The sequence below is a fragment of the Mucilaginibacter polytrichastri genome (assembly GCF_001911425.1).
GTDB lineage: Bacteria > Bacteroidota > Bacteroidia > Sphingobacteriales > Sphingobacteriaceae > Mucilaginibacter > Mucilaginibacter polytrichastri.
In genome coordinates, this window is the sequence record NZ_MPPL01000001.1 from 2,829,290 (window position 1) to 2,844,654 (window position 15,365).

Sequence of the window (15,365 nt, forward strand, 5' to 3'; positions counted from 1 at the left end):
TTTGATTTGTAAGATTTATCCTATTTTTAGAAAATTTTTTATATAACAATAATGCAAGAAAAAACTGCCGATCAAAATAAGCAAATAGGGAAAATACCAAGTAGCGTTCCGTTTATTATAGGGAATGAATTTGCAGAAAGGTTTAGTTTTTACGGCATGCGCAGCATCATTGCCGTATTTTTAGTACATCAATTTTTCAGTCACGAAACCTCTGATGTAGCTAACGCCAAAGCCAACGCCATAAACCACGCTTTTTCAACCTTAGTATACTTTACCCCTTTACTGGGTGCCATACTGGCCGATTGGTTTTTTGGTAAATACCGGGTAATCTTAATTGGTTCGCTTATTTATACAATCGGGCACTTCTTATTGTCCATGTTCGATACCTCTTTACCGGGTTTTGTAACCGGTTTAATAGTGATCGCTTTTTCGGCAGGCGCTATAAAATCCTGCGTATCGGCCAATGTGGGCGATCAGTTCGATCATAAGAACCAGCATTTAATGAGCAGTATTTACGGCTGGTTTTATTTCAGTATCAACGCAGGTTCTATGATCAGCCTTTTATTGATCCCTTTAATATATGATAAATTCGGCGCTGCCTGGGCCTTTGGCGTACCGGGTATATTAATGGCTTTAGCAACGCTTATCTTCTTCTCTGGGAGTAAACGGTATGTAAAGCTACCGGCCGGAGGCATTAAGAAAGACAATTTTGTAACCGTAAACTTTTTTGTTTTAAAAAGCTTTATTGCCAAAAAAGCGCCGGGCAAAACAGCCTGGGAACAAGCTATAGACAAGTATGGCATTGAGAAAGTAGAAGCCATAAAAGCCGTTTGGGGTGTAATTGCTGTGTTTGCCTTTATCCCTATTTTTTGGGGCATGTGGGACATGAACGGTTCTGAATGGATTTTACAGGCTACAAAACTCGATCTGAGCATCGGTTTCTACAACATCCATATTTTACCATCGCAAATTCAGTTTGTTAATGCGTTGTTTCTATTGTTGATGATTCCTGTGTTTAACTACGGCATTTATCCACTTGTGGGCAAAATGGGCATTAAGCTTACACCATTAAAAAAAATTGGTGCCGGTTTATTTATTACCGCTTTTAGCTTTGTAATTGTAGCGCTCCTGCAACGTGATATAGATGCAGGCGGCCACCCATCTGTTTGGTGGCAGATCTTTGCATTCTTTATGCTTTCTGCCGGTGAGGTATTAGTATCTATCACTGGTTTGGAGTATGCCTATACGCAATCGCCCCCGTCAATGAAAAGCACCATGACCGCCATCTGGTATTTAACCTATTCTATCGGTACATTTTTTACTACCTTAATTAACGTCAACATATCCAACAAAGGCCTTTTTGCCTATTTTTCGGGAGAGAAATATTACTGGCTGTTTGTTGGTATCATGGCTTTCTTTTTTGTGCTGTTTTTGCTGGTAAGCCCTTATATTAAAGAAAAGGTATACCTGGCAGAGGATGCTACACTAGCAGATGGTTTAAATATACATGGTAATACAACAACCGAAATACATCCGGATAACCCGATTGTCTAAAAAAAACATTTGTTTTGTACATTAGTTAACTTATCCTATTTATTAAGTGCCCGACAGCTTAGTCATTATTCCCACCTATAATGAAAAAGAGAACATTGAACGGATGATCCGTAAGGTGTTTTCTCTTGCTCATGATTTCCATTTGCTGATCATTGATGATGGCTCGCCCGATGGCACAGCCAACATTGTGAAAAATCTGCAGTATGAGTATCCAAACAAATTATTTCTAGAAGAGCGCGCAGGCAAACAAGGCTTGGGTACTGCATATATCCATGGTTTTAAATGGGCTACCAAACGCAAATACGACTACATTTTTGAAATGGATGCCGACTTTTCACACAACCCCAATGATCTTATTAAATTAAGGCAGGCCTGTGTTGACGGTGCCGATGTTGCTGTGGGCTCCCGTTATATTAAAGGTGTAAACGTAGTTAACTGGCCCATGAGCCGGGTACTGATGAGCTATTTTGCATCGGTATATGTGCGGTTTATTACCGGCATTAATGTGCAGGACTCAACTGCCGGTTTTGTATGCTACAAAAGCCGTGTTTTTGATGTATTAAATCTCGATAAAATTAAGTTTGTGGGCTACGCCTTCCAGATAGAGATGAAATATACGGCTATTAAACATGGTTTTAACCTGGTAGAAGTACCAATCATATTTACAGACCGTACCGAAGGCACCTCTAAAATGTCGACAGGTATTTTCCGCGAAGCCTTTATCGGTGTGATCCAGATGAAGATCAACAGTATATTCAGGAAGTATCCGGAAGGATGAGGATGTGCAGATATGCAGATGTGCGAATGAGATGGCTGTTGGTGTTAAATGCCTTTCATCATTTGAAGCCAACAGCCCTTGTTAATTATCTGCACATTTGCACATCCGCACATTTGCACATCAACTATTTTTGCTAATTTCGTTGGTAATGAATGAAAATCTTGATCCCGACCACGAGCGCCTCACATCTGCAGAGCGCGACATTGAAAAAGTGTTGCGGCCGCAATCATTTGAAGACTTTACCGGTCAGCATAAAATATTAGCCAACTTAAGGATTTTTGTACAGGCTGCCCGCCAGCGTGGCGAAGCGCTCGATCATGTTTTATTGCATGGCCCCCCGGGTTTGGGTAAAACTACCCTGTCGCAAATTATTGCTAACGAGATGGGTGTGGGTATCAAGATCACCTCGGGCCCGGTGCTGGATAAACCCGGCGACCTTGCCGGCCTGCTTACCAACCTCGAACCCGGCGATATCCTGTTTATAGATGAGATACACCGCCTGAGCCCACTGGTTGAGGAATACCTATACTCGGCCATGGAAGATTTTAAGATTGATATCATGCTCGAATCTGGCCCAAATGCCCGTTCGGTGCAGATCTCTTTAAATCCATTCACACTGGTTGGCGCTACTACCCGCTCCGGCTTGCTTACAGCCCCGCTTCGTGCACGTTTCGGTATTAACTCGAGGCTGCAATACTACGATGCCAAGTTATTAACTACCATTGTACTACGATCATCAGACATATTAAAAACACCCATTAATGATGAGGGCGCTTATGAAATTGCACGCCGCAGCCGTGGTACACCACGTATAGCCAATGCCCTATTACGCCGCACGCGCGATTTTGCTCAAATTAAAGGCAATGGAACCATTGATACCGAGATTGCCAAGTATGCCTTGAATGCCCTGAATGTTGACGAGCATGGCCTCGACGAAATGGACAATAAAATATTAGTAACCATCATCGAGAAATTTAAAGGCGGGCCGGTAGGGCTTAAAACCATTGCCACCGCTGTAGGCGAAGACGAAGGCACTATTGAAGAAGTATACGAGCCCTTTTTAATACAAGAAGGTTACCTGATGCGCACCGCACGCGGCCGTGAGGTTACCGATTTTGCTTACAAACATTTAGGATTATTTAGAGCCGGAGGCAATGCTACCTTATTTTAATACAACCATCCATTCTATATCAAACATGAAAAAACTTTTTCTTCCGTTACTGCTCCTTGCGGGGATTAACACGTTTGCCCAGCAGGTAACCGATCCCGCTGATCTTGTTAACCCCTTAATGGGCAGCCAATCTAAAGTAGATCTTTCTAACGGGAACACCTACCCTGCCATTGCCCTGCCATGGGGTATGAACACTTGGTCGCCGCAAACGGGCGTTATGGGCGACGGCTGGATGTACACTTACGATGCCGACAAAATTCGTGGATTTAAGCAAACCCACCAGCCATCGCCATGGATGAATGATTATGGGCAGTTTGCTATTATGGCTGTAACCGGCAAGGCTAAATTTACACAAGATGATCGCGCAAGCTGGTTTAGCCACAAAGCGGAGATCTCTAAACCGTATTATTACAGTGTTTACCTCGCCGATGCAGATGTAACTACAGAAATAACCCCTACAGAACGTGCAGCACAATTTCGCTTCACCTTCCCTAAAACAGACAGTTCTTTTATTGTAGTTGATCCGTTTAATAAAGGGTCGTACATTAAAATTTTGCCTAAAGAACAAAAGATAATCGGCTATACTACCCGTTACTCGCGCGGTAAGTACACCAATTTTAAAAACTACTTTGTAATATATATCGATAAGCCATTTACCTACAAACGTACCTGGCATGGAAAAACCTTTGCAGGCGCAGATACTTTAGAACTGCAGAACGACCATGCAGGCGCTATCATCGGCTTTAAAACAATTAAAGGCGAACAGGTACACCTGCGTGTAGCTTCATCATTTATCAGTGCAGACCAGGCGGAGTTAAACCTGCAGCGCGAACTGGGCCACGACAGCTTTGATGTAACCAAACAAAAAGCGCATGATACCTGGACTAAAACCCTAAGCCGCATTAATGTGCAAGGCGGCACCATAGATCAGATGCGTACTTTCTATTCGTGCTTGTACCGCATGCTGTTTTTCCCAAACAAACTGTATGAGGTTAACGCCAAAAATGAAATTGTGCACTGGAGCCCATACAATGGTAAAACATTGCCTGGTTATATGTTTGCCGGTACAGGTTTCTGGGATACCTTCAGAGCATTGTATCCGTTTTTAAACCTGATGTATCCTTCTATAAACAAAGAAATGCAGGAAGGCCTGATCAACGATTACAAAGAGGGCGGTTGGCTGCCCGAATGGTCTAGCCCTGGCTATTCAGATATTATGGTGGGTAATAACTCGGCCTCGGTAGTATCTGATGCTTATGCCAAAGGATTACGCGGATACGATATTAATAAACTATACGAAGCCTTGTTGCACGGTGCGAACAATGAAGGCCCTATATCGGCTGTTGGCCGTTACGGTGTAAAATATTATAACAAACTGGGTTATGTACCTTACGATGTAAAAATTGACGAGAATGCTGCCCGCACAATTGAGTATGCCTATGACGATTTTGCAATTTACCAGCTAGGCAAGGCACTTCATCGCCCTAAAGAAGAAACTGATCTTTACAAAAACCGTTCACTAAACTATAAAAACCTGTTCGATCCGCAAACCGGTTTAATGCGAGGTAAAAACAAGGATGGAAGTTTCCAAACGCCGTTTAACCCGCTTAAATGGGGCGATGCCTTTACCGAAGGTAATAGCTGGCACTACAGCTGGGGCGTTATGCATGATATGAACGGCCTTATTAAATTAATGGGTGGTAAACAGAATTTCGTAAACAAACTCGATTCTGTATTCTTGCTTCCACCTACATTTGATGACAGCTATTACGGTCAGGTAATTCACGAAATCCGTGAAATGCAGATCATGAACATGGGCCAATATGCACACGGCAACCAACCCATCCAGCACATGATATATCTGTACAACTATGCAGGCCAGCCATGGAAAACCCAATACTGGGCACGCGAGGTAATGAACCGCCTGTATAAAGCAACACCAGATGGTTATTGCGGTGATGAGGATAACGGCCAAACTTCGGCCTGGTATGTATTCTCGGCACTGGGCTTTTACCCGGTTTGCCCCGCGGTAGACCAATACGTACTGGGTGCGCCGTTATTTAAGAAAGTAACCTTAAAATTAGAGAATGGTAAAACAGTTGTTATTAACGCACCTGCCAACAGCGCTACAAACAAGTATGTTAATACCATGCAATACAATGGCAAACCATATGATTTAAACTGGGTAAGCCATAGCGGTTTAATGCAGGGCGCAACTATCAACTTTAACATGACTGCCCAGCCCAATAAAAGCAGGGGTACTAAGGAAACGTCATTCCCTTATTCACTGTCTGTACAAGGCGACAAATAAAATATACCCAACCACCATGATGCAGTTTATTCTCTGCCTCATGGTGGTTTTTTGTTATACATAAGGTGCCATTACGTTAAATAATTTTACTTACAGTACATTTATTATCTTAATTTAGCCGCTAATAAATTATATTTCTAATATGTCAAAGTTGTTATCTACTATCCTACCCCTCTGTCTGCTGGCTGCAGCTTCATGCCAGTCAAAACCGGTTGAAAAAGCCACCACTACTAAAACATCAACAGAAACATCAGTTAGTAAATTGGTAACATCTGGTCCGGTTGCTTCGGCATCGGTTATTATGGGTCGCAAACAAGTGCCGGTATTATGTTACCACCAGATCCGCGATTGGCGCCCTACCGACTCTAAAACAGCTAAAGATTATATCATCCCTATTGCTGCCTTTAAAGAACATATGAAAATGCTGGCCGATAGTGGTTACCATACCATATTGCCAGATCAGCTATACGCCTACCTGGCTAACGGAGGCTCATTGCCAAGCAAACCTATTGTATTAACGTTTGACGATACAGACCTCGACCAATTTACCATTGCCCGCCCGGAAATGAAAAAATATGGCTTTAAAGGCGTATTCTTTATTATGACGGTATCGCTGGGACGACCGCATTACATGAGCAAAGAGCAGGTAAAACAATTATCTGACGAAGGCAACGTAATTGGCAGCCATACCTGGGATCACCATAACTTTAAAAAATTTGCAGGTAAAGACTGGGAAACCCAGATTGATAAACCAACCAAAAAACTGGTTGAAATTACCGGCAAACCAATTAAATACTTCGCATACCCGTTTGGTTTATGGAACGAACAAGGCTTGCCAGAGCTGCACAAACGTGGCTTTATTATGGCGTTTCAATTAGCTGATAAACGTGGTGCTAATGACCCGCTAATGACCGTAAGGCGTATCTTGGATAGCGGTTACTGGAGCACCAAAACTTTAAGCAACAGCATTAAACATAGTTTTTAGTAAGTAGCAGAATATTTAATAAGAGGCAAGGCCAAATGATTATAACTTAAAAGCAGATACTCAATAAGTGTATCTGCTTTTAAATTTTCTGAACATATTAGTGTTTTAATTTCAGCATAAAATCATACTGTTGCGGATCAATAGAACCGTCTCGCCTTAAATTCAAATCTACCGTAACCATACCGTTAGCCTTTGCGATCTTATTAATATATAGTGACATATATTCAGGCGAATAACGTAATCCAGGTTGAGCCCAATTGGAACCCAAGTACGACAGTATATGCCATTGAACCCCTTTTTTAGATTTAACAGCAGGCAAATCTTCAAATTTATTTGATTCGCCTGCTGTATAATTACCAATATTGTAACCATCTACATTATAAACAACAACTTTATCCGCCGGGCCGCTATTTAATCCAACCAGCGCATTTTTATTGCCGGCCTTTGCAGCGGCTACCATTTGAATTAAGAATTTTTTGTTGTAGCCAATAAAAGGGTAACATCCGTCAATCCACCATCCCGAAATTTTATTTTTATATTTAAGGCTAATACTACGAATAATAGTTGACCAACTTGTTACCCATTGTTGATCTACATTAAAAGTGTTTGGTTTAGCATCAGGATTGATACTTGGGTTATGCAAGGCTAAACTTGCTTTTCTATCAGCACGGGGTCCGTCGCCCGTTGCATACAAAAATAGTTTAATATGTTTTTTTGCCAATGCTGTATATAAATCGGAAATCAAATCGCGATTAGGGGTTACTTCTCCTCTTTTATAACCTGTCATTTTTTCATAAGTTGCATTCGGCAAGCATAAAAATTGGTCTGCTTGTTGGGTTGTAAAAATCACATATTCTGCCTTCATCTTACTTGCTTGATCTGCAATTAAATTAACATTTAAAGAATTAACGCAACTATCCCAAGAGGTTGTTTTTCCTTGATTCCATGGTTCCTTTTCATTTTGAAAAAAATGCAAATAGTGAAAAAAAACGCCAAAATGCATTTTTTTAGTTTTTGCCCTTTGAGCAAAAAGACAGTTTGTTAATGTAAATAATATAATAGATAATAAACCGATTTTTTTCATAAGGTGTTGAGTTAGTAATATGTCTAAGTAATATTAAATGTGGCTCCATTTATATTATAAATATTACCTGGCACAAATAATACCCATATTGATAGTTAATGCTGTAAACAAATGAGTGCAAAACACGCAGACGATATTTAAAACCATTTAACTACACAAATATGCCTCATATTTATATAGTTAAATGCAAGAGGCCGTCTCATAAGTAAAACCGGGACTCTGAGTATCGTCTATACGAAAACGTTTGCCACCACCTACCCGAATAATTTAAAGAAAAAGAGGATATTGCCATAATTATGAGACAGCTTCTTATAAATTTTCGCCCGATGGGCCCTGGCCTTTGTTGGATGAATTGGTTACCGGTTGCTCTGCAGATGAGTTGGTAATCGGTTTCCTATCTTCTGGGCTTGGATCTCCATCTCTAGATGGGGTAACCGTTTTAACGCGGTTCTCGTATGGCTTATCCTGTACGTTGGGGTCGTTGTCGCTCTGGTCAAGAGCCGAATCCCCTACGTTTTCGCCAAGCATATCATCAGTTTTGTCTGTACTATGGCTATATCCTTATTCTTAGGATCGGCTGTTTTTATTTGATCGCTCATCATAATTGTTGTTTTACAGGTAAATAAATGAGTGTTGTTTATTATTTTAACAACCTCTCTTTGTTATAAGTACAACGTTATACATCGCAATGTGTTTGCCCAGTTTAAACTCAAGGATTATTTAATTAATTGCAAATTAAAACCTACTGTTATTAACTTAAATGCAGATGCGTATCTTTGCATCAATGCTCAATAACCGCAACGCATATAGTCAACTCATTAAAGCTGAGGCCCAAAAGCTTGGTTTTTTGTTTTGCGGTATAGCTAAGGCCGAGTTTTTGGAGCAGGAAGCCCCCCGTTTAGAAAGCTGGCTGCAAAAGGGTATGCACGGAGAAATGGCTTACATGGAAAACTATTTCGATAAGCGGCTCGATCCACGGTTACTCGTGGATGGTGCAAAGTCGGTGATATCGCTAGGCTTAAATTATTACTCAGATCATCAACAGTCAGACCCCAACGCCCCTAAAATTTCCAAATATGCCTTCGGGGCCGATTACCATACGGTAATTAAAGATAAACTGAAGCAACTACTGGCAGTAATTAACGAACAGATTGGCGAAGTTGGCGGCCGTGCATTTGTAGACTCGGCCCCGGTGCTGGATAAAGCCTGGGCAAAAAAAGCCGGGTTGGGTTGGATTGGTAAAAATTCCAACCTCATTAGTAAAAAAACCGGCTCATTTTTCTTTTTGGCCGAACTGATTGTAGACATCGAACTGGAGTACGACATTGAACCCACTGCCGACCATTGCGGTACCTGCACCCGTTGTATTGATGCCTGCCCTACCGAGGCAATTGTGGCCCCGCAGGTAGTTAACGGCAGCCGTTGTATATCTTACCTTACCATCGAACTTAAAAACGAAATACCAGCAGAATTTAAGGGCAAAATGGATGGATGGATGTTTGGATGCGATATTTGCCAGGACGTTTGCCCATGGAACAAGTTTTCTTTATTACATCAGGAACAATCTTTTGCCCCCCATCCCGAACTTTTAGGCATGAACACCGCCGACTGGAATGACATTACCGAAGATGTGTTTAGAAAAGTATTTAAAAACTCGGCCGTAAAGCGCACCAAATTTGACGGGCTGACCAGGAATATCAGCTTTTTGAAGAAAATATAGTAATTAAAAATTTGTCAATTGCGAGATACGAAGCAATCTCATAGCTATACAGATATAGCACGCGATGAGATTGCCACGCTTCGCCCGCAATGACAAAATAGGAAATTATCCCTTTTTAAACTTATCAGCCAATAGTTTCAGCATATCCTCATTAACAGGTTTAGCCGGTTCGTCTTTTTTCCTAACCGGTTGTTGCTGGTTAGGGTTTTGCTGGTATGGTTTAGTGTATGGGCGTTGTTCTGCAGGTTTTGCAGCAGTTGCGGCGCCTTCTGCCGGTTTTGCTACCGGGGCCGGCTTGGGCTGCTGCACAGGCTTAAGCCTGGCGGCATTACGGGCATCGTTCCAGCGTTTGTAAATGGTTTCTATTTTACGCTTGGTATACAGCGGAAAATCACCCTGCATCATCCATGAATAATAGCTTGGCTCTACATCAAATACATCCTCTACCTTTTTGCCTTTATGTTTGCCAAAGTTAAACACCTCGAAACCATCGGCATTAAATACCATACGGCCGGCAAAGTCAACATTTTTATTCATGTTGGTAAATACATGCAACGCCTCAACATCAGCAACTACAGGTACAGATTTATTGCCTTCACGATCTTCAAACTCGGTGTTTTCGTAACGTTCCAGTTGTGCAAGCAATACTTCCATAGTGGCACGGGTATCGGCTTCGGCGCTGTGCGCATTAATAATGTCCTTGCCACAGTAAAAGCGGTAGGCCGCCTTTAAAGTACGCTGCTCCATTTGGTGAAATATATTTTGCACATCAACCAGGTGGCGGTTATCAATATCAAACGGTACCCCGGCACGCAAAAACTCCTCCATAATCATCGGGATATCAAATTTATTAGAGTTAAACCCGGCCAGGTCGCTGTCGCCAATAAACTCGGCAACGGCTGGCGCTAACGCTTTAAAGTTAGGTTCATCTTTAATATCTTCATCATATATACCATGGATGATAGATGTTTCATAAGGGATCGGCATTTCGGGATTTACACGCCATGTTTTCACCTCTTCACTACCATCGGGCAATAACCTGATAACAGAAATTTCTACAATACGATCAACCCCTATGTGTGTACCTGTTGCTTCCAGATCAAAGAAAGCCAATGGGCGCTTTAAATTCAATTTCATTTGTGTAAAGTCTACACTGCAAAAATCGGAAAAAGTCTGCTTATACCCGCACAATATATTTTTTAAATGTATTTAGCATTCTGAGATAAAGTATTAATTTAATGCCCACCTAATTGCAATTTTAATGAAGCGTTTTTTACCCCTTCTTTTTTTATCCTTTATTACTTATTATCAATCATTTGCCCAGAATTTTGATTTCGGAAAAACCACCGAACAGGAAATGCAGATGAAAAGCTATGACAAGGATACCAGTGCGCACGCCGTTGTATTGAATGAATACGGCAAAGCCTACATGACCACTGGCGGCGACCATATCAGGCTGCAATTTGAGCACCACGTTAAAATTAAGATTTTTGACAGCAAGGCTTTTGAGCAGCAAGGCAACATTGTTATAGACCTTTATAAGGAAGATAACGACAGTTTTGAAACAGCGGGTAATATTGATGCCGTAACCACTTACCTTGATAATGATGGTATTATGCGGCAAACACAATTAGACCCGGCAAAAATTTTCAAGGTTAACCAAAACAAACACCATAACCTGGTTAAGTTTGATATGCCTAATATGCGTAAAGGCTGTGTTATTGAATATAAGTATACCACAGAGTCGCCATTTGTATTCAATTTTGAAACCTGGAAATTTCAGTCAGAGATTCCTAAAATACATTCGGAGTACCATGCTAATATCCCGGCTGTTTATCAATATAACATTAGTTTAAGAGGCGCTTTAAAACTTACAAAAAACACATCAGAACTGGATAGGGATTGCTTTTCGTTTTACGGCACCAAGTGCGATTGCAGCAACCTCACGTTTATAATGGATAATATCCCCGCGTTTGTTGAGGAAGAGCATATGACGGCATCTAAAAACTTCATGTCGGCCATTTATTTCGAGCTATCAGAATACGTTAACTTTAATAATGGTGTAAAAATGAAGCTTACCAAAGAGTGGAAGGATATAGATTATCTTTTTAAAACCCATGAGCTTTTTGGCAGCCAGATAAAACGGAGCGGTTTAATGAAAGACCGCATTGGCGGTTTAATTGCTAATAAGCCAGATGACCTTTCAAAAGCGCAGGCCATTTATCAGTACATGCAAAAAACATTTAAGTGGAATGACTACTACGGTGTATTTAGCGAAGATGGCATACGCAAAGCACAGGATATACATACAGGTAACATAGGCGATATAAACCTTTCGCTAATTGCCGCACTTAAAGCTGCAGATATTAATACAGAAGCCGTGTTAATATCCACTCGTGACCATGGGGTTATCAACAGGCTTTTCCCAGTGGCGAGCGACTTTGATTACGTAGTAGCCAAGATTAACATTGGCGACAAAAGTTACCTGCTAGATGCCTCAGACCCCTTGCTTGCATTTGGCATGTTGCCACTTCGTTGTATTAATGACCAGGGCCGGGTAATTAGTTTTGAGAAACCATCTTACTGGCTCGACATTACAGAACCGCAAAAGAAAACTACAACTACCGCTTTCGATCTTACCTTGCAGCCGGATGGAAAACTGACCGGCACATTTAAAGAGTTTTCGAGCGGGTATGCCGGATATTTGAAACGCAAAGAAATTAAAAAATTTAATTCTGTTGATGAATATGTAGAAGATTTGGATGGCCGTTATCCTAAAGTTAAGATTCTAAAATCAGAAATACAAGGCTTGGATAGCCTTAGCGGATATCTGGCCGAATCTTATGAGGTTGAAATAAATGCTTACAAAGGGCTGGATCATCAATCGTTAAGCCTCAACCCATTTATTTTTGGCCATATTAAAGTAAATCCCTTTAAATTAGAAGACAGGAGTTTCCCTATAGATATGGGTATGCCTACGGAAGACAGGTTTAACCTAACCATACATTTACCAGCCAATTTTGTAGTAGAAAGCGGCACTAAAAATATTGCTATTGGCTTGCCAAACAACGGAGGCCGGATCATCACTGATTTTACAAACAATACCGAAAGTTGCACCTATTCTGAGGCTATTGTATTTGCCAAGCCCGTGTACAGCGTTTCCGAATATCCCTACCTAAAGGAGTTTTTCAACAAGATCATCCAATCAGAAGGTTCGGAAATAATTTTCAAGAAAAAATAATGAAGACCATTTTATTTGCGGCTGCTTTATGCCTCGGCATTTGCCAATTGAGCCAGGCACAGAATTACGGAATTGACCTTATACCCAAAAAACTGCTACCCTATGCCGGTGCAGTAGTACGCACTGATGAAACAACCATTACCATAAAAGATAATGACAACGTAACCTACCATGTAAAGCATGCGATTACGGTATTAAATAAAAATGGTGCAGATGAGGCCGAAATAGTTTTGTGGCATAATAAAAGCAGGATTATTAAATCTGTAAAAGGCATCATTTATAACGAATACGGCCAGCCTGTAAGTAAGTTTAGCGAAAGTAACTTTAAGGATGATAATGCCTACGATGGCTTTTCGCTATTTGAAGATGAGCGGGTAAAATATTATAATCCACCGGTTACCACTTATCCTTACACGGTTGAATGTGAATACGACTTGCGTACCAATCAGAGTTTAAATATAAGTCCATGGTTCCCGGTTAATTCAAGCGGTGTGTCTGTGGAGCATAGCACTTACACGCTGCTGTGTAAACCAGGTACAAACATCAGGTACAAAGAAACAAGCTACCCCGACACGGTTGAAACCGCTACTGATGATAAAGGTATGAAAAGCTATAACTGGAAACTAGATAACATACCGGCACGCAGGGCCGAGCCTTATAGCCCTAATAAGTTAAATTACATCACCAGTGTACACATCGCTCCAAAAGATTTTATTTATGAGGGTGTTGCAGGCAGCTACACCAATTGGAACGAATTAGGTAAATGGATCTATGATAAGCTACTCATCAGCCGTTCGCAATTATCGCCGGAAACTGTACAGCAAATGAAAGACCTGACGGCAGGCATCACCGACCCTAAAGAAAAAGCCAGGAAGATCTATGAGTATATGCAACACAAATCACGCTATGTGAGCATCCAGATCGGTATTGGCGGTTACCAGCCTTTCCCGGCCAAAGAAGTAGACCAATTGAGTTATGGTGATTGCAAAGGACTGGTAAACTATACCCAAGCCTTGTTAAAAGCAGTAAATATCGATTCTTATTACTGTGTTGTAAAGTCGGGCAGTGAAAAGGCAAGCCTTAAAAGTGATTTTGCCAGTATGGATCAGGCCGATCATATTATCTTATGCATGCCTTTTAAGAGCGACACTACCTGGTTAGAGTGTACCAATAAAACTATTCCGTTTGGATATTTAGGCGATTTTACCGACGATAGATGGGTGTTGGCCTGTACCCCGGATGGTGGTAAACTTTTACACACCCCCAAATATGCCGCACCAGAAAACAAAGAGGAAATAAAAGCAAACTTTGCCCTTAATGAGAACGGTGAACTTAAAGGCGATATAGTAACTACATCAAGAGGTTCGCAATATGAAAACGAAGACGGTATGCTTACAGAATCGTACCAGGACCAGGTTAAACACACACAAAAACAGTATCCTATTAACAACATGGAGATAGAGACACTGAAATTTACGGCAGATAAAAACATTAAGCCGGTACTCACCGAGCAGTTAAAACTCACGGCGCATGAATATGCCACAACCGAAGACGGAAAATTACATTTTATGATAAACTCGGTTAACCGCATATCAACCACGCCGCATGAAATACGTAACCGCGTTAACCCAATGTACATTAACAGGGGTTATACAGATGAAGATGTAATTACCTATACCCTACCAGATGGCTACCACGCCGACAGGGCATTGCTAGACGTTAAATTGCATAAGGACTTTGGTAATTACATAGCTAATATAACCATTAAAGATAATCGGCTGGTGTACACCCGTAAAATGCAATTGATAGACGGCACCTATACCAAAGAAGCCTACAATGAGTTGGTTGACTTTTACCAGGCCGTAGTAGATGCCGATAATTATACCATTACCATGGTTAAAAACAAATAGAAGCGTAACAAAACCTACTGAGCACCCGAAGCATCTGCAGTGGTTGCCGACATAATTGAACCCGCCCTTGAGAAGTATTTATACATAGACGGATCGCGCAGTTTAATAATAATAACACCCCTGCGGGTACTGGCATGCACCACATACCCATTTTGCAGATATACACCCACGTGGCTAAACTTTTTACCATCGAAATCGAAGAACACCAGGTCGCCCTCCTGTAATTCGTCTTCGTACTTGCGTTTGATCACGTTGATCTGCTGGCTGGTCATCCGTGGTATATTGATGCCGAATACCTGCTGCTCTAATAAATAAGCCAGGCCGGAGCAGTCTACCCCATTTTTATCCAGACCGCCGAAACGGTAAGGCGTACCGCTCCACTCTTCAATAAAATTGTATAAGCGCCCATTTTGGATACTGCTTTTATCTACACCCATAATTTCGGCATACTTATCGGCAATAAAGCCCTGTGGTTTAACTACTTCACCGGGACTACCCTTTAGTACCGCTTTTTTTGATTTACACGAGGTGATCAAAAACACGGCAGCAAATAAAATAAAGACTAATTTACAGGTACGGCTCGTAATCATGTGCCCAATATAGCGGGCTTT

The 15,365-nt window shown here is 41.3% G+C and carries 12 protein-coding genes; 8 read left to right on the forward strand and 4 right to left on the reverse strand.

Annotated features, from left to right (window positions below):
* Positions 1-51: 51 nt before the first annotated feature.
* From RG47T_RS12010 to RG47T_RS12030, 5 genes are all read left to right on the forward strand, one after another.
* Positions 52-1,554 carry a POT-type proton-dependent oligopeptide transporter gene (locus tag RG47T_RS12010; RefSeq protein ID WP_074489690.1) on the forward strand — a complete coding sequence of 501 codons (1,503 nt, stop codon included), beginning with the start codon at positions 52-54 and terminating at the stop codon, positions 1,552-1,554.
* Positions 1,555-1,600: 46 nt separating this feature from the next.
* Positions 1,601-2,332, forward strand: a complete 732-nt coding sequence (locus RG47T_RS12015) for a polyprenol monophosphomannose synthase (protein ID WP_074489691.1) — start codon at positions 1,601-1,603, stop codon at positions 2,330-2,332.
* A gap of 148 nt (positions 2,333-2,480) precedes the next feature.
* Complete coding sequence (ruvB, locus tag RG47T_RS12020) at positions 2,481-3,503, forward strand: Holliday junction branch migration DNA helicase RuvB (protein ID WP_074489692.1); 1,023 nt, start codon at positions 2,481-2,483, stop codon at positions 3,501-3,503.
* A gap of 25 nt (positions 3,504-3,528) precedes the next feature.
* Complete coding sequence (locus tag RG47T_RS12025) at positions 3,529-5,814, forward strand: GH92 family glycosyl hydrolase (RefSeq protein WP_074493385.1); 2,286 nt, start codon at positions 3,529-3,531, stop codon at positions 5,812-5,814.
* A gap of 142 nt (positions 5,815-5,956) precedes the next feature.
* Positions 5,957-6,799, forward strand: coding sequence for a polysaccharide deacetylase family protein (locus RG47T_RS12030; RefSeq protein WP_074489693.1), 843 nt, complete (start codon positions 5,957-5,959; stop codon positions 6,797-6,799).
* 97 nt (positions 6,800-6,896) lie between these two features.
* Here the strand turns inward: RG47T_RS12030 and RG47T_RS12035 are convergent, their stop codons facing one another.
* Together RG47T_RS12035 and RG47T_RS12040 are read right to left on the reverse strand one after the other, a co-directional pair.
* The gene (locus tag RG47T_RS12035; protein WP_074489694.1) at positions 6,897-7,883 is read right to left on the reverse strand and encodes an alpha-L-fucosidase; all 987 of its coding nucleotides are present in this window, start codon (positions 7,881-7,883) and stop codon (positions 6,897-6,899) included.
* A gap of 309 nt (positions 7,884-8,192) precedes the next feature.
* Positions 8,193-8,411, reverse strand: a complete 219-nt coding sequence (locus tag RG47T_RS12040; protein WP_074489695.1) for a hypothetical protein — start codon at positions 8,409-8,411, stop codon at positions 8,193-8,195.
* Positions 8,412-8,667: 256 nt separating this feature from the next.
* Between RG47T_RS12040 and queG the strand changes: the two genes are divergently transcribed.
* Positions 8,668-9,603 (forward strand): tRNA epoxyqueuosine(34) reductase QueG, encoded by a 936-nt coding sequence (gene queG / locus RG47T_RS12045; protein WP_074493387.1) that lies wholly within the window; start codon positions 8,668-8,670, stop codon positions 9,601-9,603.
* A gap of 105 nt (positions 9,604-9,708) precedes the next feature.
* Here the strand turns inward: queG and RG47T_RS12050 are convergent, their stop codons facing one another.
* Complete coding sequence (locus RG47T_RS12050) at positions 9,709-10,740, reverse strand: 3'-5' exonuclease (RefSeq protein ID WP_074489696.1); 1,032 nt, start codon at positions 10,738-10,740, stop codon at positions 9,709-9,711.
* Positions 10,741-10,864: 124 nt separating this feature from the next.
* Between RG47T_RS12050 and RG47T_RS12055 the strand changes: the two genes are divergently transcribed.
* Together RG47T_RS12055 and RG47T_RS12060 are read left to right on the forward strand one after the other, a co-directional pair.
* A complete protein-coding gene (locus tag RG47T_RS12055; RefSeq protein WP_074489697.1) occupies positions 10,865-12,844 on the forward strand; it encodes a DUF3858 domain-containing protein in 1,980 nt (659 codons plus the stop codon).
* Entirely contained in the window at positions 12,844-14,754 is a 1,911-nt protein-coding gene (locus RG47T_RS12060) for a DUF3857 domain-containing protein (protein ID WP_074489698.1), read from the forward strand. The genes RG47T_RS12055 and RG47T_RS12060 overlap by 1 nt, the downstream gene beginning before the upstream one ends.
* Positions 14,755-14,768: 14 nt before the next feature.
* Here RG47T_RS12060 and RG47T_RS12065 read toward each other — a convergent pair whose 3' ends face one another.
* The gene (locus RG47T_RS12065; RefSeq protein WP_074489699.1) at positions 14,769-15,344 is read right to left on the reverse strand and encodes a C40 family peptidase; all 576 of its coding nucleotides are present in this window, start codon (positions 15,342-15,344) and stop codon (positions 14,769-14,771) included.
* Positions 15,345-15,365 lie beyond the last annotated feature (21 nt).

Excerpts from the sequence above, each read along its gene's own strand:
- RG47T_RS12030 (WP_074489693.1), top strand. The coding sequence starts at position 5,957 with ATGTCAAAGTTGTTATCTACTATCCTACCCCTCTGTCTGCTGGCTGCA.
- ruvB (WP_074489692.1), top strand. The coding sequence starts at position 2,481 with ATGAATGAAAATCTTGATCCCGACCACGAGCGCCTCACATCTGCAGAG.
- RG47T_RS12010 (WP_074489690.1), top strand. The coding sequence starts at position 52 with ATGCAAGAAAAAACTGCCGATCAAAATAAGCAAATAGGGAAAATACCA.
- RG47T_RS12035 (WP_074489694.1), bottom strand. The coding sequence starts at position 7,883 with ATGAAAAAAATCGGTTTATTATCTATTATATTATTTACATTAACAAAC.
- queG (WP_074493387.1), top strand. The coding sequence starts at position 8,668 with ATGCTCAATAACCGCAACGCATATAGTCAACTCATTAAAGCTGAGGCC.
- RG47T_RS12060 (WP_074489698.1), top strand. The coding sequence starts at position 12,844 with ATGAAGACCATTTTATTTGCGGCTGCTTTATGCCTCGGCATTTGCCAA.
- RG47T_RS12050 (WP_074489696.1), bottom strand. The coding sequence starts at position 10,740 with ATGAAATTGAATTTAAAGCGCCCATTGGCTTTCTTTGATCTGGAAGCA.
- RG47T_RS12055 (WP_074489697.1), top strand. The coding sequence starts at position 10,865 with ATGAAGCGTTTTTTACCCCTTCTTTTTTTATCCTTTATTACTTATTAT.
- RG47T_RS12065 (WP_074489699.1), bottom strand. The coding sequence starts at position 15,344 with ATGATTACGAGCCGTACCTGTAAATTAGTCTTTATTTTATTTGCTGCC.
- RG47T_RS12040 (WP_074489695.1), bottom strand. The coding sequence starts at position 8,411 with ATGCTTGGCGAAAACGTAGGGGATTCGGCTCTTGACCAGAGCGACAAC.
- RG47T_RS12025 (WP_074493385.1), top strand. The coding sequence starts at position 3,529 with ATGAAAAAACTTTTTCTTCCGTTACTGCTCCTTGCGGGGATTAACACG.